General features: G+C 70.8%; 18 protein-coding genes. 12 read left to right on the top strand and 6 right to left on the bottom strand.

Features of this window, described 5'->3' with window-relative positions; all coding sequences use genetic code 11:
* Positions 1-40: 40 nt before the first annotated feature.
* Both AC3RJ7_RS15105 and AC3RJ7_RS15100 read left to right on the top strand, forming a co-directional pair.
* On the top strand, positions 41-556 hold the full coding sequence (locus AC3RJ7_RS15105) for a GNAT family N-acetyltransferase (protein ID WP_491456670.1): 516 nt from the start codon (positions 41-43) through the stop codon (positions 554-556).
* A gap of 54 nt (positions 557-610) precedes the next feature.
* A complete protein-coding gene (locus tag AC3RJ7_RS15100) occupies positions 611-1,246 on the top strand; it encodes a TetR/AcrR family transcriptional regulator (RefSeq protein WP_491456669.1) in 636 nt (211 codons plus the stop codon).
* 144 nt (positions 1,247-1,390) lie between these two features.
* Here the strand turns inward: AC3RJ7_RS15100 and AC3RJ7_RS15095 are convergent, their stop codons facing one another.
* The 4 genes from AC3RJ7_RS15095 to AC3RJ7_RS15080 form a co-directional block, all read right to left on the bottom strand.
* The gene (locus AC3RJ7_RS15095; RefSeq protein ID WP_491456668.1) at positions 1,391-4,174 is read right to left on the bottom strand and encodes an immune inhibitor A domain-containing protein; all 2,784 of its coding nucleotides are present in this window, start codon (positions 4,172-4,174) and stop codon (positions 1,391-1,393) included.
* A 316-nt stretch (positions 4,175-4,490) separates the two neighbouring features.
* Complete coding sequence (locus tag AC3RJ7_RS15090; RefSeq protein WP_491456667.1) at positions 4,491-5,165, bottom strand: HAD hydrolase-like protein; 675 nt, start codon at positions 5,163-5,165, stop codon at positions 4,491-4,493.
* A 128-nt stretch (positions 5,166-5,293) separates the two neighbouring features.
* Complete coding sequence (nucS, locus tag AC3RJ7_RS15085) at positions 5,294-5,989, bottom strand: endonuclease NucS (protein WP_491456666.1); 696 nt, start codon at positions 5,987-5,989, stop codon at positions 5,294-5,296.
* 162 nt (positions 5,990-6,151) lie between these two features.
* The gene (locus tag AC3RJ7_RS15080) at positions 6,152-7,411 is read right to left on the bottom strand and encodes an MFS transporter (RefSeq protein WP_491456665.1); all 1,260 of its coding nucleotides are present in this window, start codon (positions 7,409-7,411) and stop codon (positions 6,152-6,154) included.
* 282 nt (positions 7,412-7,693) lie between these two features.
* On the opposite strand from AC3RJ7_RS15080, the gene AC3RJ7_RS15075 reads away from it, so the two are divergent.
* From AC3RJ7_RS15075 to AC3RJ7_RS15030, 10 genes are all read left to right on the top strand, one after another.
* Positions 7,694-8,968: an ABC transporter substrate-binding protein gene (locus AC3RJ7_RS15075; RefSeq protein WP_491456664.1), complete on the top strand. Its 1,275-nt coding sequence runs from the start codon at positions 7,694-7,696 to the stop codon at positions 8,966-8,968.
* 4 nt (positions 8,969-8,972) lie between these two features.
* Positions 8,973-9,947, top strand: a complete 975-nt coding sequence (locus AC3RJ7_RS15070; RefSeq protein WP_491456663.1) for a carbohydrate ABC transporter permease — start codon at positions 8,973-8,975, stop codon at positions 9,945-9,947.
* Positions 9,940-10,842 carry a carbohydrate ABC transporter permease gene (locus AC3RJ7_RS15065; protein ID WP_491456662.1) on the top strand — a complete coding sequence of 301 codons (903 nt, stop codon included), beginning with the start codon at positions 9,940-9,942 and terminating at the stop codon, positions 10,840-10,842. The genes AC3RJ7_RS15070 and AC3RJ7_RS15065 overlap by 8 nt, the downstream gene beginning before the upstream one ends.
* Before the next feature lie 4 nt (positions 10,843-10,846).
* Positions 10,847-11,953, top strand: coding sequence for a LacI family DNA-binding transcriptional regulator (locus tag AC3RJ7_RS15060; protein WP_491456661.1), 1,107 nt, complete (start codon positions 10,847-10,849; stop codon positions 11,951-11,953).
* A gap of 55 nt (positions 11,954-12,008) precedes the next feature.
* Positions 12,009-13,199, top strand: coding sequence for a Gfo/Idh/MocA family protein (locus AC3RJ7_RS15055; protein WP_491456660.1), 1,191 nt, complete (start codon positions 12,009-12,011; stop codon positions 13,197-13,199).
* A 199-nt stretch (positions 13,200-13,398) separates the two neighbouring features.
* Positions 13,399-14,442 carry an L-threonine 3-dehydrogenase gene (tdh, locus tag AC3RJ7_RS15050; protein WP_491456659.1) on the top strand — a complete coding sequence of 348 codons (1,044 nt, stop codon included), beginning with the start codon at positions 13,399-13,401 and terminating at the stop codon, positions 14,440-14,442.
* Entirely contained in the window at positions 14,442-15,626 is a 1,185-nt protein-coding gene (locus AC3RJ7_RS15045; protein ID WP_491456658.1) for a glycine C-acetyltransferase, read from the top strand. Before tdh ends, AC3RJ7_RS15045 begins: the two co-directional genes overlap by 1 nt.
* Positions 15,627-15,738: 112 nt before the next feature.
* A complete protein-coding gene (locus AC3RJ7_RS15040; protein WP_491456657.1) occupies positions 15,739-16,170 on the top strand; it encodes an SRPBCC domain-containing protein in 432 nt (143 codons plus the stop codon).
* A 75-nt stretch (positions 16,171-16,245) separates the two neighbouring features.
* Positions 16,246-17,322, top strand: coding sequence for a LacI family DNA-binding transcriptional regulator (locus AC3RJ7_RS15035; RefSeq protein ID WP_491456656.1), 1,077 nt, complete (start codon positions 16,246-16,248; stop codon positions 17,320-17,322).
* Between the two features lie 516 nt (positions 17,323-17,838).
* A complete protein-coding gene (locus tag AC3RJ7_RS15030) occupies positions 17,839-19,056 on the top strand; it encodes an amidohydrolase (protein ID WP_491456655.1) in 1,218 nt (405 codons plus the stop codon).
* A gap of 42 nt (positions 19,057-19,098) precedes the next feature.
* Here AC3RJ7_RS15030 and AC3RJ7_RS15025 read toward each other — a convergent pair whose 3' ends face one another.
* Positions 19,099-20,442, bottom strand: a complete 1,344-nt coding sequence (locus AC3RJ7_RS15025; RefSeq protein WP_491456654.1) for an MATE family efflux transporter — start codon at positions 20,440-20,442, stop codon at positions 19,099-19,101.
* A gap of 125 nt (positions 20,443-20,567) precedes the next feature.
* Entirely contained in the window at positions 20,568-22,946 is a 2,379-nt protein-coding gene (locus AC3RJ7_RS15020) for a hypothetical protein (RefSeq protein ID WP_491456653.1), read from the bottom strand.
* Positions 22,947-23,022 lie beyond the last annotated feature (76 nt).

The raw sequence follows: 23,022 nt of genomic DNA, 5'->3' as shown, positions 1-23,022 counted from the left end.
CCGTCCGCAGCCGGCACGGACGGGGGGCTACCCTCGTGACGTGCAGACTCCCGCGACCTCTCCGGTGATCCGTGCGGCCCGCGCGGGCGATGCGCCGCACATCGCGCGCATGCACTGGGACAGCCACCAGTCGACCTACATCGAGTCGGGGGCGGTCGCCCGTGAACGCATCGAGGCGTGGACGCTCGACGAGCGCACCGCCGGCTGGGAGCGAGTGGTCGATGAGACGCTGCGGGGCGAGCGAACGGTCGTGCTCGCGGTCGACGGCGATCGCGTGATCGGCTTCGCCGACGCCCGCCCCGTCGACCCTGCCGAGGAGCCGGAGCCGCCGCGCGATCTCGAGCTCAAGGGCCTCTACCTGCTCGACGAGTACCAGGGCTCGGGGCTGGGCCAGGCCCTGCTCGACGCCGCGATCGGCGGCAGGCCGGCGTTCCTGTGGGCGATGGCGGGCGAGACGCGGGCGCGGGCCTTCTATCGGCGCAACGGGTTCGAGCCCGACGGCGTCGAGCAGTTCTTCGAACCGTGGAACATCATGACCGTGCGGCTCGTGCGCTGAGCCGCCCCGGTGCCCGGTAGCGTTGAGGGTCGACCCCGAGGAGCACCCCCGCACATGAAGCCCGGCCCCAGGCGCAGCGTCAGCCAGTCCGACATCGTCGACGCCGCGTTCGAGATCCTCGAGGAGAAGGGCGTCGCCGCCGTCTCGGTGCGCGGCGTCGCCGCCGCCCTCGGCCTGACGCCCACCGCGATGTACACGTACTTCGCGTCGAAGAACGCGCTGCTGCAGGCGATGGTCGAGCAATTGCTGGCGGGCATCGCGACGAGCGTCGACGCCGGTACGGATGCCTCGATGCCGGGTTGGCGCGACCGTGTCGTGTCGATCGCGCTGACCCTTCGGGCCCGGCTGGCCGAGCACGCGGGTGCGATCGTCCTCGTCACGAGCGGGCCGCTCGACGGGCCGAACGCGCTCGCCGTCGCCGAGACGCTCATCGAGGCGTTCGTCGAGTCGGGCCTCGAGGTCGACGACGCCGCGCGAGCGGCCCACGCGGTGCGCGCCCACACCTTCGGACAGGCGGCGCTCGAGGCCGCACGTCGCGCGGCGCCGGTCGAGGCATCCGTGCAGCAGCCGCTGTGGTCGGAGTCGCGACACCCCCTCGTGGAGCAGACCGCCGGCCTCGACCTCGATGGCGAGGGCCCCGAGGAGTTCGCCGCCGCGATCGGCCGGGTGATCGACGGCTTCACGCGCTGAAGCGACCCTGCGCCACGGCTTTCGAGTCGGTGCTGTCGGCGTCGCGCCGCTGAGCGCTCGCGCCCCCTGCGCGCTCCGTCGAGAAGCGGCGAGGCGCCGACCCCCGGAGGGGCCGACGCCTCGTCGGTGTTGCGAAGGTGCTGGTCAGTCGACCGTCGGGGGCACGACGCGGATGAGCGCGGCGGTGTTGCCCTTGAAGGCCTTCTGGACCTGGATGACGGTGCCGTAGCCCACGCCGTCGTCGGCGGGGTTGCCCGAACCGAGCACGCCCAGCCCGGCGACCGGGGTGCCGTAGAGCTCGGTCAGCGGGTTGCCCTCGAGGTCGTAGATCGGCACGCTGTACGGGGCGTTGCCGACCGACGGCACGACGGTCGAGGCGTCCTGGTCACGGTAGACGAGTCGCCCGTCCGCGCGGAGCGCGAAGCCCGGCACCCAGCCGCGGTCGTCGGTGAACGTGCTCACCGGGTCCAGCGCTTCGATGTCGGTGCAGTACTCGTTGAGCTCGGCGTCGGTGATGCACTCGGTGAACGGATACGTCTTCGTCAGGCCGAAGGCGGCGTTCGACGACTGCGCACGCGAGGCCATCGCGTTCATCGTGGACGGGTCGACCTCGGCCGCCTCACCCGTGCGCTGCAGCGGGTTGAAGTGGCTGTCGACGATCAGCAGGCCGCCCTTGGCGCCGTAGCTCGGCAGGGCCGCCTCGTTCGCGACCGGCATGTTCGAGTTGCCGTAGGTCGTGTCGCGGTACCACACCAGCGCACCGGGGGCGTTGTAGGCCAGCTTCGCGACCTTCCACGCGCCGTCCTGGTAGATGCTGTTGTAGCCGTACTTCAGGCCCTCGTCGAAGCCGTCGAAGTTGCGCCACTCGACGAGGTAGTACTGCGCCTTGACCGAGGTGCCGGTGTCCTGACGCCAGCCGGGGCCGGTGGTCGTCGTGAACGAGGCGACCTCCTTCGTCCAGCCGTTGTCGCCGCTCTCGACGTCGTCGCTCCAGACCACGGAGTCACCGCTCGTCAGGGCGAGGTCGTCGGTGAACCAGCCGCGGTCCTGGTAGGCCGCGTCGGTCGCGAGGCGCAGGCGGATCTGGACGGTCTGCCCGGCGTACGCGGTGAGGTCGACGTAGTCGTGGCGCCAGCCGTGCGTCGAGCCCGTGAGGCCGTAGACCTTGGGTGCGCCCTCGGCCGCACCGAAGTCCTTCATGCGGCCGTTCGGGTCGGCGTAGCCGTCGTCGGTCGAGACCAGCTTGCCGGCCTCGTCGTAGACCTTCTGCTCGGCCCACGTCGTGCCGCCGTCGGTCGAGACCTCGATGTAGCCGTAGTCCCAGTCCTCCTCGATGACGTAGTCGTTCCACATCCAGAACTTGGGAGCGGTGGCGGGCACGTCGATCGTGCGGCCCAGGCGCAGGTCGGCCCAGTCCTGGTCGGCGCCGGTGTACCACATGTTCTCGCCGCTGTGGGGCTCTGCGAGGGTGATCACCTTCTCGGGGAGGTTGACCTTGATGCCGTCTTCCGTGCCCTTGGCGGGACGCGACGTCTGGCCGACCTTGATGGCGAGCTCGTCGTCACCGGGGTTCACGACCTTCGGGTCGGCCCAGCCGAGCACCCACTTGTCCCAGAGGCCCATGTGGGTCGGCATCGACTGGAAGATCGGGCCCGAGTGCGAGCCGCTGCTCATGAGGTCCCAGAAGTCGACGTCGGAGCTGGCGACGTTCGAGGTGTCGTAGAGGTCGGGCAGGCCGAGGTCGTGGCCGTACTCGTGCGCGAACACGCCGACGCCCGAGTCCTCGGGCTGCACGATGTAGTTCGACAGCTGGAGGTCGGTGCCGGGGATGTCGGCGCCGCCCGCGACGGCGGAGGAGTGCGCCCAGACCGCGTAGGTGCCCTCGGCGCCGCCGCCGCCCGACTTGTCCTCGCCGGCGTGCACGAGCACGACGTGGTCGATGACGCCGTCGGGCTCGAGCACGTTGCCGTCGCCGTCGCGGTCGCCCTGGTCTTCGATGTCGTAGTCGGCCCACGGGAAGTCGGGCTGCTGCTCGGCGAGGGCCGCGACCGCGTCGATCGGGAGCTGGCCCGGGCCGAGCGGGTTGTCGGGGTGACCCTGCATGTCCTGCATGGGGCCGGCCTCGTAGACGCCCTTGTCGTTGAGGTGGCAGAGCGTGGCGCCGTAGTACGCCTCGGAGTGCGGCACCTTGATCCACGGGGTCGCCTCACCGGTGACGGTGTAGGCGCCGCGCGACATCTCCTCGTACATGTTCTTCATCGTGTAGCCGGAGATGTCGAACCCGGCTTCGCCGTCGGGCCCGGTGAGGTCGGTGCGCACGCGCTCCGTGATGCCCTCGTCGGTGAACAGCATCTTGTTGAAGTGCTCGCTGGAGAAGTCCTCCACCCACATCGAGTTGTTGTCCTCGAGGTCGTACGACGCGGGGTCGGGGATGTTGTTGTGCAGCGGGCCGGACTGCACCGAGCCCGGCTTGCACGTCGTCGCGCCGAACTCGGTCGGCACCTGCAGGTCGCTGAAGTCCTCCGTGCCGTCGAACTCGACGAGGATCGTGAGGAGCTTCGCCTCCTGCGTGCCCTTGGCCTGCTTGAGCGCCTTCGGGCTCTTGCCCGTCTTCTGCGCCTTCTCCTCGGTCTTCGCCAGCTGACGCGCCGCGATGGGGTTTCCCTGCGCGTACTTCTGGTCGACGGACTTGGCGAGCTCGAGCGCCGTCGCGGCGCTCGGCGCACCGGTCTTCTTGCCGTTGATGTCGACGACCGCTTCGTCGTCGCCCTTCAGCTCAGCCTCGGCTCGGGGCGCGACGTAATTCATGTAGTACTCGTCGTCACCGATCACCGGCGCGGAGACGTGCGATGGCGTCGCGTTCGCGGGCAGCGCGCCCAGGGTCGCCAGACCGGCGGCCGCGAGCGCAAGCACGGAAGTCGTCGCCACCACGCGCCTGCGCGCGCGAGTGGAGTTTCCAGACATGCTTCTCCCTTCGAGTGCCGCGGCGGGGGTGACCGCCGGCAACACGCATGGCGCCCGTCGGTGGACGGACGTAATCGGAATCCTGCCGTTAACCGACGCGCCTATGGAAGCCCTGGGTTTCAAACTGTGGAGAACTCCGCCCATCCGTCATGCAGACGGTGGCGATCAGGTCACGATGTCCGGGAACGCTTCCCAGGGAGCGGGGCGTCCAATAGACTCCGACCTTCCGGTCGGTCGGTGGCGGGTCCCGTGCGGGGAGTGCGCAGGGGGGCGGATGCCGCTACCCGACGAGGAGGCTCCGCAGCTGGTCGGTCGAGTGCACGATCGCCATCGCGTCGTCGGCCTCGGCGGGCGAGCCGTAGCCCCATTCGACGAGGATCGTCGGCACGCCGTTCGCGAGCGCGCCGACCGTGTCGTGGCTGCGGTCGCCGACCATCACGGAGTGCGAGGTGTCGACGCCCTCCGCCTGGAGGCGACGAAGCGCCTCGGCGACGACGGCCGTCTTCGTCGCACGTGTGCCGTCGGTCGTCGCACCGGTGATGACGGTGAAGTACTCGGTGAGCCCGGCGTTGTCGAGCACCTCGCGGGCGGTGTGCTCGGGCTTCGAGGTGGCGAGGGCGATCGGCACGCCGGCCGCGTGCAGCCGCTCGAGGAGGCCCCGCACGCCGGGGAACACCGGCGACGAGAGCACGTGGTCGGCGTAGTGCGCGCGGTAGGTCGCGACGGCCTCGGCGGCGACGGCGTCGGCGAAACCGTGACCGGCTCCGAACACCTCGGTGAGCGGCGGGCCCACGTACGAGCGCAGCGTCGCGTCGTCGGGGACGGGCAGTCCGAGGGCGGTGAACGTATGGGCGAGCGATGCGGTGATGTCGGCGGCCGAGTCGATGATGGTGCCGTCGAGGTCGAAGAGCACCGCCGACCAGGTGCGGGTGAGCGTGGGTGCGGGGGAGGTCACCGTGACATTCTAGGGTCATCGAACGCGAGTATTGCTCGTATGAAGCCCTGGTCACAGGCAACCGACAGGCCGCGTTCAGGCTGACCGGGTCATCCGACCCAGTCGGGAGGCCTCGCCGTCGAGCCGTCTCAGAACAGCCGCGAGTGCCCGTCGTCGACGCCGCGCATCGCGTCGTAGTCGAGCACGAGACAGCGGATGCCGCGGTCTTCGGCCAGCGTGCGCGCCTGCGGCTTGATCTCCTGCGCGGCGAACACGCCGGTCACCGGCGCCAGCAGAGGGTCGCGGTTCATGAGCTCGAGGTAGCGCGTGAGCTGCTCGACGCCGTCGATGTCGCCGCGCCGCTTCAGCTCGACCGCGACGCTCGCGCCCGAGGCATCCGTCGCGAGGATGTCGACCGGGCCGATAGCGGTCATGTATTCGCGACGCACGAGCCGGTGCCCCTCGCCGAGCAGTTCGATCTGCTCGGCCAGCAGTTTCTGCAGGTGCGCCTCGACCCCGTCCTTCTGGAGGCCCGGGTCGACGCCGAGGTCGTGCGCGGAGTCGTGCAGCACCTCGTGGATCGACACGATGAGCCGGTCGGCGGTCTTCTTGTGCGTGACCGTCCAGAGCTCGACGACGCCGGCCTCGCGCTGCTCGTCGTCGGGCTCGGCCGCCTCGAGCGTGCAGGGCGGGCTCATCCAGTTGAGCGGCTTGTAGCTGCCGCCGTCGGAGTGCACGAGCAGGCTGCCGTCGCCCTTGACCATGAGCAGGCGGGTCGCGAGCGGGAGGTGGGCTTGCAGCCGCCCCGCGTAGTCGACGGAGCAGCGGGCGATGACGAGACGCACCCGACGAGTTTACCGGCGCGCATCGGCGCGCCGAGCGTCGCCGAGGGTGCCCGCTCGTACCGGATGTCGCCGCTCGGGGAGCGACATCCGGTCGGAACGGCCACACTCGCCGAGTGTTGCCGGCGGCGATCGAGGCGTCGGGCGTCGGGCGGCGGGCGTCGGTCAGGCGAGCGGGCGGGATGCCTCGGGCCGGGTGCGTTCGCGGGCGGCGGGCGCCGCGAGCGCCGAGAGCACGAGCAGCACGAGGATGACGAGCAGCGCGTTGAGGATGCCGAACTGCTGCCCGATGAAGCCGAGCAGCGGGGGACCGGCGAGGAAGGCGCAGTATCCGATGATCGCGACGGCGCTCACACGCGCCGCCGAATCGGTCGGGTGGTCGGCCGCGGCCGACATGCCCACCGGGAACCCGAGCGACGAGCCGACGCCCCAGAGCACGGTGCCGACGACGAGCATCCACGTCTCGGTGCCGAAGATGAAGAGCGAGAGCCCGACGATGCCGACGATCGCGAGGGTGCGCAGCACCGGAACCCGTCCGAAGCGGTCGAGGATCGGCCCGCCGACCACGCGACCGGCCGTGATCGAGACCGTGAAGACGCCGAACATGAGCGCGCCGGTCGTCGCGTCGAAGCCGTGGCCGTCGACGACGGCGAGGGCGAGCCAGTCGTTGGCCGACCCCTCGGCGAACGACATGCCGAGCATGATGACGCCGATGAGCAGCAGCCGCACGTCGCCCCATACGGCGAGGTTCGCCTTGAGCCGCTCGGGCCAGGGCGGGCGGGGGGCGCCGGCGTGCGTGTCGTCGCCGACCTCGGCGCGCACCGGCACGTAGCGCACGGCCACGAAGATGCCGGCCGCGATGCCGAGCGCCATGACGCCGAGGTGCAGCGACACCGGCACGTCGATCGCCGAGGCGCCCGCCGCGACGGCGGCGCCGGCGACGGTGCCGAACGAGAAGAAGGCGTGCATCATCGGCATGACGGTGCGGCCGATCTCGCGCTCGGCCTCGGCGCCCTCGACGTTCATCATCACGTCGACCGTGCCGTTGCCGAAGCCGAACAGGGCGAGGCCGATGACGACGAGAGGGACGGACGGCAGCAGGTCCGAGCCGCCGACTCCGGTGAACACGAGCCCGACCGAGACCGTCACGAGCGCGCCGATCATGCCGAGCCGCGCACCGAGCCGGGCGAGCAACCACGGGGCGGCGACGAGGCCGGCCACGGCGCCGATCGACGAGGCGAGGATGACGAGGCCGACGCCCTGCGTCGTGAGGCCCGTGTCGTCGCGGATCGCGGGGATGCGCGCCACCCAACTCGCCATCGCGAGCCCGGAGAGGAAGAAGATCGCGAAGATCGCGTTGCGCCAGGCGATGAGCTCGCGAGCAGGGCGCGTGGTCGGCGCGGCGTCGCCGGAGGTCTCGGTCATGGTCGTGCGCTGTCTCTCGGTCGAGCAGGAGGTGCTGATGTGCGGATGGAATCGAGAGTCGAATCGATTCGACTCGTTCGAGAACCCTATCCGCCGACCGGAGTGCCCGCAAGCCGTGGCGGGCCTCCGGAGGGCCGATCGTCCGGAATCGCGGGTTCGCGCTTGCATCGAGCGACCGGCCTCCCCTACAGTCTCGTGTTAATCGTTTAGCTAAACGATTAACATCTGCGGGCCAAGCACCGCACCCTTTCACCAAGAGAGACGGATCCAAAGGAGGATCGGATGCTTCGACGTGCAAACACCCGCCGTGGTGCTGCCGCACTCGCCGTGGCCGCGACCGCGGCGCTCGCGATGAGCGCCTGCAGCGGCACGGGTTCGAACGGAGGCGACGGCGAGGACGTCACCATCACGTACGGGATCTGGGACGAGAACCAGCAGCCCGCCATGGAGGACATCGCCGCGGCCTTCACCGAGGAGCACCCGAACGTGACGGTCGACATCCAGCTCACGCCGTACAAGGAGTACTTCACCAAGCTCCAGACCTCGGTCTCGGGCGGCGCCGCCCCCGACGTGTTCTGGATGAACGGCCCGAACTTCCAGCTCTACGCGTCGAACGGCGTGCTCGCGCCGCTCGACGACCAGGGCATCGACGCCGCGGACTACCCGCAGGGCCTCATCGACCTCTACACGTACGACGGCGCCCTGTACGGTGCGCCGAAGGACTTCGACACCGTCGCCCTCTGGTACAACAGGGAGCTCTTCGACGCGGCGGGCGTCGCCTACCCCGAGGCCGGCTGGACCTGGGACGACCTGAAGGCCGCCGCCGCGAAGCTGACCGACCCGGCCAAGGGCCAGTACGGGATCGCCGCGAGCCAGTACGGCCAGGAGAACTACTACAACTCGATCGCCCAGGCGGGCGGAGAGGTCATCAGCTCCGACGGCACCGAGTCGGGCTACGGCACCCCCGAGGCGCTCGCCGGCATCGAACTCTGGACCGACCTGATCGAGGCGGGCTCGTCGCCGACGGCCCAGCAGCTGACCGACACGAACCCCGAGGACTTCTTCCTCTCGGGCAAGGTCGCGATGTTCCAGAACGGCTCCTGGGCCGCCGTCGCCTACGCCGACAACCCCGACATCGCCGACAAGGTCGATGTCGCGCCGCTCGCAACGGGTGCGACGGGCAACCAGAGCGTCATCCACGGCATCGGCAACGTCGCGAACGCGAAGAGCGAGCACGTCGACGTCGCGAAGCAGTTCGCCGCATTCGCGAGCTCCGAGCAGGCCGCCGAGATCCAGGCGGAGACCGGCACCGTCATCCCCGCCTTCAACGGCACCCAGCAGACCTGGGTCGACGCCCTTCCGCAGTACGACCTGCAGGTCTACATCGACGCGCTCGAGACCGCGGTGCCCTACCCCGTCTCGAAGAACACCTCGGCATGGACGTCGATCGAGAGCGAGATCCTCTCGCAGGTCTGGGCCGGCTCCGTCACTCCCGAGGAGGGGCTGCAGCAGCTCGCCGAGCAGATGCAGGCGGCACTGGACGCGGAGTCGGAGTAACACCATGTCCGATCTGATCGCGCAGCGCACGAGCGCGCCGATCGCAGAGCTCGACCGGGAGCGGCCCGAGGCCGCTCCCGGCCGGGGGCGGCGCCGCGGTCGCGGGCCCGGCCAGTCGCCGTGGTGGGCGCTGCTCTTCATCGGCCCGACCGCCGCCGGCCTCCTGGTCTTCTACCTCTGGCCGACCGTCCGCACCTTCCTGATGTCGTTCACCGAGTCGGGCCCGTTCGGCGGCTCCGAGTTCGTCGGCGTCGACAACTACGTCCGGCTCTTCCAGGACTCCGAGCTCATCGAGGCGCTGCGCAACACGGCGGTCTACACCGTCATCGCGCTCATCGGCATCCCCATCGCGATCGCCATCGCCGCGCTGCTCAACACCGCGGGGCTCCGCGGCCGCGGCGTGTACCGCACCCTCTACTTCATCCCCGTCGTGACGATGCCGGCCGCGATCGCGCTCGTCTGGCGCATGATCTACAACGGCGACTACGGCGTGCTCAACGCGGCCCTCGCGGTCTTCGGCATCGAGGGCAAGAGCTGGCTGACCGACCCGAACACGGCACTCGTCGCCATCGCGATCGTCGGCATCTGGGCCGGCCTCGGCACCAACATCGTGATCTTCCTGGCGGGGCTGCAGGGCATCCCCGACACGGTCATGGAGGCGGCCGACCTCGACGGCGCCGGCCCGGTGCGCAAGTTCTTCTCGATCACCATCCCGCTGCTGAGCCCGAGCATCTTCTTCGTGAGCGTCATCAGCGTCATCGGTGCCCTGCAGGTGTTCGACCTCATCTACATGATGCTCGGCACCTCGAACCCCGCGATGCCGAGCACCCGCACGATCGTCTACCTCTTCTACGAGGCGGGCTTCCTCGACAACCAGCAGGGGTACGCGGCGGCGATCGCGTTCCTGCTGCTCATCATCATCCTCATCCTGACGGTCGTGCAGTTCCGTCTGCAGAAGAAGTGGGTGCACTATGAGTGATCTCGCCGTCGACACCCGCGCCATGACGGGCGCCCCGCCCGAGGCATCCGCCCCACGACCCGGCCGTACCGGCCGCGGTCGCAAGCAGGGCCACTGGCTCGTGCACCTGCTGCTCGCCACCGGCGCCGTGCTGATGATCTTCCCGTTCGTCTGGCAGACGCTCACCGCGTTCAAGACGTTCCAGGACTCGGTGCAGGTGCCGCCGGTCGTGTTCCCCGACCCGTGGGTGTGGACGAACTTCGCCGAGGTCTTCGAGTCGATGCCCTTCGGCCAGATGTTCCTCAACTCGGTGCTGCTCACGGTCGGCCGCACGGTCGGCCAGGTCGTGCTGTGCACGATGGCGGGCTACGCGTTCGCGCGCATCCCGTTCCGGGGGCGCAACGTCGTCTTCGTGCTCTTCCTGTCGGTGCTCATGGTGCCGTCGCAGCTCTACCTGCTGCCGCAGTACGAGATCATCCAGAACCTCGGCTGGCTGAACACCCTGCAGGCGCTCATCGTCCCCGGCATCTTCAGCGCGTTCGGCACGTTCCTCATGCGGCAGTTCTTCATGTCGATGCCCGCCGAGCTCGAAGAGGCCGCGCGCATCGACGGCGCGAACCCGTGGCAGACCTTTTGGAAGGTGATGCTGCCGCTCGCCAAGCCCGGCATCGTCGCGCTCACGGTGTTCACGGTGCTGTGGTCGTGGAACGACCTGCTGTGGCCGCTCGTCGTCACGACCGACCCCGAGAAGATGCCCCTCTCGGTGGGCCTGTCGCAGCTCGTCGGCCTGCACGGCACTGATTACCCTGTGCTGATGGCGGGCGCACTGCTGGCGACGCTGCCCATGCTGGTCACGTTCATGATCCTGCAGAAGCAGTTCATCCAGGGCATCGCGTTCTCGGGGACGAAGGGGTGACGTGATGGTGCGGGCGAACACGGGGGGCTCGACGACGCACGGCGGACCCGGCGGGCCGGGTGCAGGCAACCACGTGCGCCGTCGGCCGACGCTGCGCATGGTCGCCGAGCTCGCGGGCGTCTCGACGGCGACCGTCTCGTACGTCTTCTCAGGTCGCGGCGGCGGCGGTTCGGGCTCGGGCGTCGCCGAGGCGACCGCCAAGCGCGTGCTCGAGGCCGCCGAGCAGCTCAACTACCGGCCGAACCGCGCCGCGCGCACCATCCGCACCGGCCGCAGCGACACCGTGCAGCTCTCGCTGCACATGCTGAGCGACCCGTGGTCGCTCGCCGTCGCGGCGGCGGTGAACGAGGAGGCGAACCGGCACGGCCTCACGACGCTCATCCTCGCCGACGGCGACTGGTACGCCGCGCTCGACCGGGTCGAGAGCGACGTCGCCTACCTCGACGGGGCGGGCGCCACCGCCGACGTCGGGCGGAAGCTGCAGGCGCTCGCCGAGCGCGGCCAGCGGCTCGTCGTCTTCAGCGAGACGCTCGAGCCCGACGGGTACGACGTGATCCGCTCCGACGCGATCCCCGGCTGCTATCTCGCGATGGACCACCTGCTCGAACGGCACACCGCGATCGGATGCCTCGCCGCCGAGGATGCGGTCAAGGCGCCCGAGCGCTCGCGGTACACGCCCTATCTCGTGCGCATGCGCGAGCGCGGGATCGCGATCGTGCCCGAGCACACCGCGACGTACGAGAACACGCAGGCGAGCGCGTTCACGGCGGCGGTCGCGCTGCTCTCGCGCGACGACCGGCCGACCGCGATCTACGCCACGACCGACTTCGCCGCGATCGCCGCGATCAACGCCGCGCACATGCTCGGCCTCCGCGTGCCGCACGACGTCGCCGTGATCGGCGTCGGAAACACCCCCGACGCGCAGTCGATCGCCCCGACCCTCACCACGGTCGGCCCGACCGACTTCTACCGCAGGCAGGCCGAGATCATCGTCGCCCGCGCGCTCGACTCGGGCGACGCCGAACCGCGCCTGCACGAATTCCCCTGGTCGCTCGTCCCGGGCGGCTCGACCGATCTCGACGCGCCGCCCCGAGCGGCGCGCATGCACTGAATCTCGCGCCCGCGGCCCGGCTCGCGTGCGGCAACACCTGAAGGAGCACCACCCCGTGGATCTGAACATCGGCATCGTCGGCTTCGGCGCGCGCTCGACCCTGTGGAAGGAGGCGCACAAGCCCGGCCGCGGCTCACGCGTCGTCGCCGTCTGCGACCTCGCCGAACGATCGCGCGCCGAGGCGCGCGCGGCACTGCCCGAGGCATCCGTCACCGACTCGCTCGACGAGCTGCTCGCGAGCGGCATCGACGCCGTCATGGTGCTGACCCCCGACCACCAGCACGCGCCCGTCGCGATCGCCGCGCTCGAGGCCGGCGTCCCGGTGTTCTGCGAGAAGCCGCTCGCCGTGACCCTCGACGACGCCGACGCGATCCTCGAGACCGCTCGTCGCACGGGCACGCGCCTCTACGTCGGCCACAACATGCGCCACATGTCGGTCGTGCTCCTCATGCGCCGGCTCATCCTCGAGGGCCGCATCGGCGAGGTGAAGGCCGTGTGGTGCCGCCACTTCGTCGGCAACGGCGGCGACTACTACTTCAAGGACTGGCACGCCGAGCGCGAGAAGACGACGGGCCTGCTGCTGCAGAAGGGCGCCCACGACCTCGACGTCATCCACTGGCTCGCCGGCGCCTACACGACCGAGGTGCAGGCCATGGGCGCGCTGAGCGTCTATGGCGACATCGACGACCGCCGCGACCGCTCGGGCGAGCGCATGCGCGACTGGTTCAGCCTCGACAACTGGCCGCCGACCGCGCAGACCGGCCTCAACCCGGTCGTCGACGTCGAGGACATCTCGATGGTCAACATGCGCCTCGGCAACGGGGTGCTCGCGAGCTACCAGCAGTGCCACTTCACGCCCGACTACTGGCGCAACTACACGGTCATCGGCACCGAGGGCCGCATCGAGAACTTCGGGGACGTCTCGGGGTCGGAGGTGCGGCTGTGGAACCGGCGCCATCAGGGCGCGGCACCGGCCGACGAGACGTTCATCGTGCCGGCCTCGCCCGAGGACGTCGGCCACGACGGCGCCGACGCGCTGCTCGTCGGCGAGTTCCTGCGGTTCGTGCGCGACGGCGGGCTGACCGAGACCTCGCCGGTCGCCGCCCGCGAGGCGGTCGCCGTCGGCATCCGGGCCACCGAGTCGCTGCGCGGCGACGGCGGCACGCTCGACGTGCCGCAGCTCGACTCGGGGCTCGTGGCCTACTTCGAGGCGGGCCAGGTCGAGCCGGCGACGGCGTCGGCCTGAGGCATCCCGCCGCCCCTTCGGAGAGCGACGCAACGTCGGCGCGCACCCGCGTGCACGGGCCCGTTTCGTGCAGATCTCCGAAGTCATGGTTCTTCCCGCGCCGGTACGATGGCTGAGTCATCCGGCGCACCCACCGGACCAACCGCATGAACCGCCGCACCCAGCGGTTCGTGCGCCGAACAACGGAGTTTTCGAAGCGATGAAGGCCCTCTACAAAGCCGCCCCCGGCGCCGGTTTCGAGTTCGTCGAACGGCCCGAGCCCGAGCCCGGTCCCGCCGACGTGAAGATCCGGGTGCTGCGCACCGGCATCTGCGGCACCGACCTGCACATCGAGAAGTGGGACGACTGGGCGGCCTCCGAGATCCGCACCCCGCTCATCCCGGGGCACGAGTTCTACGGCGAGGTCGTCGAGGTGGGCTCGCTCGTCCACGACGTCGCCGTCGGCGACAAGGTGTCGGGCGAGGGCCACGTCGTCTGCGGCATGTGCCGCAACTGCCGCGCCGGCCGTCGCCAGATGTGCATCCGCACGCAGGGCGTGGGCCTGCACCGCGACGGCGCGTTCGCCGAGTACGTGGTCATCCCCGGCGAGAACGTCTGGGTGCACCACTCGCCGGTCGATCCCGAGGTCGGCGCGATCTTCGACCCCTTCGGCAACGCGGTGCACACCGCCCTCGCCTTCTCGGTCGTCGGTGAGGACGTGCTCGTCACGGGCTGCGGACCGATCGGCCTCATGTCGATCGCGGTGGCGCGCCACGTCGGCGCGCGGTTCATCGTCGCCTCGGATGTCTCGCCGTCGCGCCTCTCGCTCGCGATGGACATGGGTGCCGACGCGGTCGTGGATGTCTCGAAGGAGCGCGTGCGCGAGGCGCAGGGCCGGCTCGGCATGCGCGAGGGCTTCGACGTCGGCTTCGAGATGAGCGGGTCGCCGAAGGCGCTGCCCGAGATGATCGAGAACATGAACCACGGCGGCCGCATCGCGATGCTCGGCCTGCCGAGCGAGCCCTACGCGATCGACTGGGGCAAGGTCGTCACCCACATGCTCACGCTCAAGGGCATCTACGGCCGCGAGATGTTCGAGACCTGGAACTCGATGTCGGCGATGCTGCAGACGAGCTCGGAGCTGCGTTCGCGCGTGGCCTCGATCATCAGCGACCGGTTCGCCGCGCGCGACTGGCGCGAGGCCTTCGACGTGGCCGCATCGGGCGGCGTGGGCAAGGTCATCCTCGACTGGACGGAGATCTGATGTACGGAGACGTGAAGGCGCAGCTGCGCGCCGAACTCGACGAGATCGAGGCCGCCGGGCTCACGAAGCGCGAGCGCGGCATCCAGGGGCCGCAGTCCTCGGCGATCGACGTCGCGGGCCGCGAGGTGCTGAACTTCTGCGCGAACAACTACTTGGGCCTCGCCGACGACCCGCGCATCGTCGCGGCCGCGCACCGCGGCCTCGACGAGTGGGGCTACGGCATGGCGAGCGTGCGCTTCATCTGCGGTACGCAGGAGCAGCACCTCGAGCTCGAGCGGCGCGTGTCGGAGTTCCTCGGGTACGACGACACGATCCTGTTCTCGTCGTGCTTCGACGCGAACGGCGGTGTTTTCGAGACGCTGTTCGGGGCCGACGACGCGATCATCTCCGACGAGCTCAACCACGCGTCGATCATCGACGGCATCCGCCTCTCGAAGGCACGGCGGTTCCGGTACAAGAACCGCGACATGACCGACCTCGAGGCCCGTCTCGTCGAGGCTGCGGGCGCCCGACGCAAGGTCATCGTGACCGACGGCGTGTTCTCGATGGACGGCTACATCGCGCCGCTCGAGGAGATCTGCGACCTCGCCGACCGGTACGGCGCGCTCGTGTTCGTCGACGACTCGCACGCCGTCGGCTTCGTCGGCGCGAACGGCCGCGGCACGCCCGAGTACTGCGGCGTCGAGGGGCGGGTCGACATCACGACCGGCACGTTCGGCAAGGCGCTCGGCGGCGCATCCGGTGGATATGTCGCCGCCCGCCAGGAGATCGTCGACCTGCTGCGCCAGCGGGCCCGGCCGTACCTGTTCTCGAACACCCTCGCGCCCGCGATCGTCGCGGGCACGCTCGAGGCGCTGTCGCTCCTGGCCTCCTCGGGCGAGCTGCGCACGCGCCTGAACGCGAACGCCGCGCTGTTCCGAGACCTCATGGATGCCGCGGGCTTCGAGCTGCTGCCCGGCGAGCACCCGATCGTGCCGGTCATGTTCGGCGACGCGGCGCTCACCGCGCGCATCGCCGACGCCCTGCAGGAGCGCGGCGTGTTCGTGACGGCCTTCTCGTACCCGGTCGTGCCGAAGGGCGCCGCGCGCATCCGCGTGCAGCTGTCGGCTGCGCACTCCGAGGATGAGATCCGCCGCTGCGTCGAGGCGTTCACCGAGGCGCGCGAGGCGGTCGCGGCCGGCTGAGGCCGGCCGCCGGTGTCGCGTATCTGCAAGACGCGCGCGATCGTCCGGCGTAGCCTGGGCCCGACCATGAGCGGAGACCGCCTCCGGGCGGTGACGCGAAAGGAGGCGGATCATGGCCGAGCGATTCGACGCGGTCTCGAGCATCACGATCGACGCGCCGCGCGAGCACGTCTGGGCGGTGATCACCGACCCGGCCGCCGCACGGGAGTTCATGTTCGGCACCGAGCTCGAGACGGAGTGGTCGGTGGGCGGCGACATCAGGTGGCGCGGTGAGTGGAAGGGCGAGGCGTACGAGGACCACGGCGTCGTGCTCGAGTTCGACCCGCCCGGACGGCTCGTGCACACGCACTTCAGTCCGCTGGGCGGCGAGGCCGACGTGCCCGAGAACCATCACACCCTGACGTGGACGCTCGTCGCCGCCGGCGGGGCGACGGTGCTGACGCTCACGCAGGACGACAACCCGACGGCGGAGGCGGCCGAGCACTCGAAGGGGATGTGGGACTCGCTCGTCGCGAAGGTGAAGGAGCTCGCCGAGGGTTCGTGACGAGCGCCGGTACCTTTGGGTGGCGCGGCACCGTGCTCGGCCGGCTTCGAATCGATTCGGCCTAGAATCGGGCGCATGCAGCCCGAACCCGCCGCCCCGGCCGCCTCGCGGCCGACGCTCGCCGACGTCGCCGCGAAGGCCGGCGTCTCCGCGTCGACGGCCTCGCTCGCGTTCAGCGGGTCCGGCCCCGTGTCGGACGCCACGAAGCAGCGGGTGCTCGACGCCGCCGCGGCGCTCGGCTACGGCGGGCCCGACCCGCGCGCTCGCTCGCTCCGGCAGGGCCGCTCGGGCATCGTCGGCGTCGTGCTCGAAGAGCGGGTGCGGGCCGCGTTCCTCGACCCGGTGAAGATCCAGATGCTCGACGGCATCACCGAGGGCATCGCGCCGCTCGGCGCCGGCCTGCTGCTGCTGACCGACACCGGCGAGCCCGGCGAGAACGCCGTGAACATCGAGAGCGCGCCCGTCGACGCGGTCGTCCTGATCGGCTGCAGCCCGCGGCTCGCCGTCTCGATCGAGGCGCTCCGGCGCCGAGGCATCCCCGCCGTCGCCATCGAGGGCGACACCGGTGAGGACCTGCCCGAGATCTCGATCGACAACCACCAGGCGACCCGGCGCGGCGCCGACTACCTGCGTCAGCTCGGGCACACGCGCGTCGCACTCGTGACGTTGCCGTTCGATGCGGCCCGCACGCGCGGCCCGCTCACCCCCGAGCTCGAGCGCGCCGGCACCGCGGCGACCGCGCGCGAGCGGCTCGCCGGCGCCCGCGAGATCTTCCCCGGCATCACCGGCCAGGTCGCCGGGGCGAGCTCGATCGAGGAGGGCCTCGAGGCCGCACGGGCGCTGCTCGCGAACCCCGAGAGCCGGCCGACGGCGATCATCGCCCAGAGCGACCTGCTCGCGGCGGGCGTCATCCGCGCCGCGGAGGAGCTCGACATCGCGGTGCCCGCCGAGCTCAGCGTCATCGGGTTCGACGGCATCCGCGTGGACGGTCTGCAGCACGACCTGACGACGCTCTCGCAGCCGTCGGTCGCGAAGGGCCGTGCCGCCGGCGAGGCGGTCGTGAGCCTGCTCGCGGGCGAGTCGCCCGAATCGGTCTGCTTCACGAGCACCCTGCACGTCGGCGACACCACCGCCCCGCCGCCCGCCCGCTGAGGGCGGGGTGTGAGAAGCGCGCGTGTCGTCTGCACGACGGCTCCTCGGTCTGGTCCGCCGTGCGCGCGGCGCGCGACGAGGCCTCGGCGGGAGGGTCGCCCTCCGCGGAGCGCGACCACATGACCACATGGCCACACCGGTCGTGGCGACATGGCCACATGGCCACACCGGTCGTGACCACATGACCACATGACCACACCCGTCGTGACCACATGACCACATGACCACATCGGTCGTGGCGATATGGCCACATGGCCGCACCGGTCGTGAGCACATGGCCACATGACCACAGCCGTCGTGACCACATGACCACATGACCACACCGGTCGCCGAGGGAATGACCGCGGCTCGCGGGCGCAACGCACCAGTGCGACGTGCGACGTGCGTCGCGCGACGCCGCCCTCCAGGCCGGCGCGGGGCCGAGCCGCATCGCGCGGCACCTCGCAGCGCGGTGTCTCGGCGCACCCGGCGTGCGCCCTCGCGGCATCGAGCGCGCCCGGTCGTAGGCTGGCCCGCATGAGCCTCGACCTCGCCGCGATCTACCGAGACCTGCACGCCAACCCCGAACTCTCGTTCCAGGAGCACCGCACCGCCGGCATCGTCGCCGAGGTGCTGAGCGGTCTCGGCCTCGAGGTCGTGACCGGGCTCGGCACGACCGGCGTGGCGGGCGTGCTCGCCAACGGCGACGGCCCGACGGTGCTGCTGCGCGCCGACATGGACGCCCTGCCCGTGCTCGAGGACACCGGGCTGCCGTACGCGAGCACGGCGCGCGGTATCGACCCCGACGGCAACGACGTGCCGGTCATGCACGCGTGCGGCCACGACGTGCACGTGACGTGCCTGCTCGGCGCGACCGAGCGCCTGGTGGCCGAGCGTGCGGGCTGGTCGGGCACGCTCGTCGTCGTCTTCCAGCCGGCCGAGGAGCTCGGCGGCGGAGCCGAGTCGATGATCGCCGACGGGCTCTACGAACGCGTGCCCAGGCCCGACATCGTGCTCGGCCAGCACGTCGCCCCGCTGCCGGCGGGATTCGTCGGCGTGCACCCGGGCGTCGCGATGGCGGCCGCCGACTCGCTCACGGTCCGCGTGCACGGCGTCGGCGGGCACGGCTCGCGCCCCGAGACGACGATCGACCCAGTGCTGCTCGCCGCCGCGATCACCATGCGGCTGCAGGGCGTCGTCGCCCGCGAGGTCGCCGCGACCGACGCCGCCGTCGTCACGGTCGGGCAGCTGCACGCCGGCACGAAGCACAACATCATTCCGTCGGAGGCGATGCTCGGCATCAACGTGCGCAGCTTCGATGAGACGGTGCGCACGAGGGTGCTCACCGCGATCGAGCGCGTCGCCAAGGGCGAGGCGGCCGCGTCGGGCGCGCCCCGCGATCCCGATCTCGACTACGACGCCCGCTTCCCGGCCACTGTCAACGACCCCGATGCCTCGGAGCGCACCGCAGCCGCCCTGCGCCGCGCCCTCGGCGAGGGGCGCGTGTTCGACCCGGGCGTCGTCTCCGGCAGCGAAGACGTCGGCGTCTTCGCCACCGAAGCGGGCGTGCCGCTCGTGTACTGGTTCCTCGGCGGGTTCGACCCGTCGCTGTTCGACCCGGCCGCGCTCGCCGCGGGCCGACTGCCCGACGACCTTCCGTCGAACCACTCGCCGCACTTCGCGCCCGTCATCGACCCGACCCTCGAGAGCGGCGTCACCGCTCTCGTCGGCGCGGCGCGCGAGTGGCTGGCCTGATCCGCTCCTGACTCACGACGGGTGGACGCGTCGCGGGGCCGCTCAGGCCGGGGCGCCCGTCACCATCCACTTGCTGCCGCGGGCGCGGAGGGAGAGGGTGACGGCGCGGGCCGCCAGGTACCCGATCGCGAAGGCCGCCATCAACCAGGCCGGCCCGGCCGCGCCGGACGGGGCGATCGCCGCGACGCCGAGTGCGAGCGGCACGAAGACGGCCAGGTTCACGAGGCCGGTCCACGCGAGGTACCTGGCGTCGCCGGCCCCGATCAGCACGCCGTCGAGCACGAAGACGAGGCCGCCGAGGGGTGCCGACAGGCCGAGCACGACGAGCGACGGCGGCAGCAGGGCCGCGACCTCGGCCGAGCTCGTGAACAGCCCGGGCAGCACCCAGGCCGTCGCGATGAGCAGTGTCCCGATGACCGCGCCCGAGCCGATGCCCCACTCGATGCAGCGCCGCAGCACGCGCCGGACGACCGCGACGTCGCCCGCGCCGAGCCCCTGCCCGATGAGGGCCTGCGCCGCGATCGCCAGCGCGTCGAGGGCGAACCCGAGCGTGAAGTAGATCGTCATCGCGACCTGGAAGGCGGCGAGCTCGTTCGACCCGAGCGAGGTCGCGGTCCACGTCGCGAGCAGCAGCGCGACGCGCAGGCTCGCGGTGCGGATGAACAGCCAGCCGCCCGAGACGGCCCCGCGCAGCACTCCGGCGTGGTGCGGCCAGGGGCTCGCGCCCGCCCGGCGCGCATGCGACGCGACGACGACGAGGTAGACCGCGACCATTCCCCACTGCGCGATGACGGTGCCCGCTGCCGACCCCGCGATGCCCCAGCCCGCGACGTAGATGAACACGTAGTTGAGCGCGATGTTGACGGCGAAGCCGATGCCGGCGACCCAGAGCGGGGTCTTCGTGTCCTGCAGGCCGCGCAGCAGGCCCGTCGCGGCGAACACGATGAGCATCGCCGGCAGGCCGGCCATCGAGATCGAGAGATACGTGGATGCCTCGGCCGTGACGTCTTCGGTCGCCCCGAAGAGCCCGACGAGCCACGGTGCCGCGAACCAGCCGGCGACGGCGAGCACGATGCCGATGCCGAGCGCGAGCCACAGCCCGTCGATGCCCGAGGCGACCGCGCTGCGCAGGTCGCCCGCCCCGAGCAGGCGCGCGACCGCGGGCGTCGTCGCGTACGCGAGGAACACCATGAGCCCGATGATCGTCTGCAGCACCGCGCTCGCGAGCCCGAGGCCGGCGAGCGGCTCGGCGCCGAGATGGCCGACCATCGCCGTGTCGGCGAGCAGGAACAGCGGCTCGGCGATGAGCGCGCCGAGCGCGGGGACGGCGAGGCGCAGGATGTCGCGGTCGACGGCGCGCGACGCCGGGAGCTCGGTGGTCTTCATGTGCCCCACGAGCCTACGCGGAGCCGGCGACAGTGGGGGCGGCAGCGGGCGGTCGGAATGCGCCACCCGGATCCGGGAGCCCGTCGGCGCGGACGGCGATCGCTGTCCCGCTCGAACCGCCGCGGTCAGCCGTGCCGTGCTCCCGCCAGTCTGGGCCCGGCCGCTCCGCCGGGCACACCCGCCGGTGCCGCGCTCGTCGCCGGAGCGACGTTCAGCCCGAGGAACACGCGCGGCGCACCGTCGAGCACGATCTCGGCCGTTCGCCCGGTTGCGTCGATCGTTCGCCGTCGCCCGATCGCGTCGATCTCTGTGATCGCGTCGGTGACCGTGGTCACCGTGACCGGCACCTTGCTCGGCCATGGGTCGATCCAGAGCTCGGGCGCCGGGAAGTGATCCGTCCCAGAGGCGTGATCCGGGTTGAGCACGTAACCGTCGACCCGGGTCCAGAGCACGACGAGATCCCCTTCGGGAGTCCGGAAGTGCAGACCCTTGATGTCATCGTCGTCGAAGTCGAGCCAGCCGCGGAACTCGGCGTCGTCGAGCAGTCGCGCCGCGTTCGCGTAGGCGAGCAACGACGGTTTCGCGCTGAGATCGCGGTTCATCAGGCCGAAGTGGTACTCGACGTTGTCGGCGTTCGCCACTTGCGGGTTGCCGAGCACGCTGTCGTGGAACTGGTACCAGCAGACCCCGCGGAGCCCCTCCGCCTTCGCGAGCGCGAGAGTGAGGAAGACGTTCTCCGCGGCGTGTCGGTAGGTGTCGTTCCACCATGCGTTCGGCCGCGTGCAGGCGTAGGCCTCGGTGAGCCAGATCTCCTTCTCGCCGTACTCCTCCATCAGCGCCTTCAGCTTGCGGAGGCCTCCGTAGAAGTTCCAGTAGCCGCCGTTCGACGATGCGTCGTCGCCGTCGGCGGGCACGTAGTCGGGCGTGAAGTTGCCGCGGCCCGGGTGGAATGCGAACGCGTCGATGAGATCCCAGCCGCCACCGGCATGGAACGCCCGCACCCATGGCTCGTCCATGCCAGCGAGGCCGTTGTTCATGATCTTGATCGTCGAGCCGATGGCGGCCGCGCGGTCGACGACCGGACGCAGCGCCAGGTCGATGTACGCCTGTGCCGCGACACCCGTGTTGAAGGGCCGGTTCAGCTCGTTGCCGACCTCGAAGTACTCGGCGCCCGCTGCGATCGCCACGTCGAGGTTGGCCGCCGCCCAGTCGGCCGCCTGGGCGGGCGTCGCCGTGAGCAAAGGCTGAAGCTCGATGTTGTGCGACATCCCTCGGGCGTCGAACGCCGACGGCGGGAGTCCGGGGCCGCCGTCGTAGGCGATGCGCACTCGGCTGATGCCCACCCGCTGCCAGAGGTCGAGAAGCGCGTCAGCTGACGGGCGCAGGAGCCACGGATAGTTGGCGATGCCGAACATACTGGCCGCCGACGGGCCGGCAGCCGCCTCTGCGGGCAGCACGGCGACGTTCGTTCGCGCGAACGCCTCGTCGGCGCCCGCGCGAACGGTCACCTCGGAGACGTACACGCCCTCGGGGGGTGCGGCGAAGGTGAACTCCGGGGCGGTCGTGGAACGTGCGGCGATGTCGACCGATCGGGTCTCCTCGGCAAGGATCTCGCCGTCGTAGTCGCGCACCCACCAGCTCACCTCGACGCGCTGCTCGACCTCGGCGCCGTTCGCGATGAGCGCCGTCAGAGTGATCGGCGGGTCGGTCGGCGTGAGCAGGCTGAAGGCGCGGTCGGTCTGCAGTTCGAGCCCGAGCGCCCGGCCGAGTCCGATCGAGGCGGTCGCCGAGGGCAGGGTGGTGCTGAAGAAGAAGTCGGCAGAGCTGAGGTGGCCACCGTCCTCGCGCGGCATGCCGGGGCAGTGGATCCAGGTCGCGTTCGACCACGCCTGGCGCGACCGTTCGAGCAAGAACATGCCGTGCTGCTCGCCCCAGGTCGAGGTGTGCGCCACGCCGATCATCTCCTCGAACGGGATGCCTCCGGCGGGGTCGCGCGACCACTTCGTGAGGGCGACGTAGTCATCGGGCTCGGTCGCGCCGATGATGGCACGGCTGAAGAGGAATCCATCGGGCAACAGGGTGGAGGCCCCGTCCACGTGCCACTCGAAGTGCGCCCGGTTCGTCGACACCGTGACCGTGCCGACGACCGTGGTCGCCCCGGCGGCCGTCCCGAAGACGTACTCCATGCGGATCGCGGGCTGCCCCTCGGCAGTCGTGATGAGGCTCGGCTGCCCACCTGTGGAGACGTGGATGCCGGTGACCGAGTCCTTCACCTGGAATCGGGAACCCTGCGAGCGGATCACGCCGGCGCCGTCGCGGACGGCGATACGACCGCCGACGCTTGCGAGCACGCTGATGCCCGACGCCGAGAGCGTCACGTCACCCGCTGCCGCCACGGCGGTGACGGGCGACGGCTCCGCGATGAGCAGGACCCCGGCGGCGAGGCCGCCGCCGAGGAATCCGCGGCGGGTGAGCCCACTCGGGCCCGAAGGTGTCGACGTCATCGTCGCTCCTCTTCCGCATGTCCGCGACGACATGCTGCTAATACCTATTATCAAAGGGGACTCGACCATCGTCGAT

Source organism: Agromyces solani, from assembly GCF_058349925.1.
Note: the sequence above shows the minus strand (reverse complement) of the source record. Positions and strands in the feature narration are given on the sequence as shown.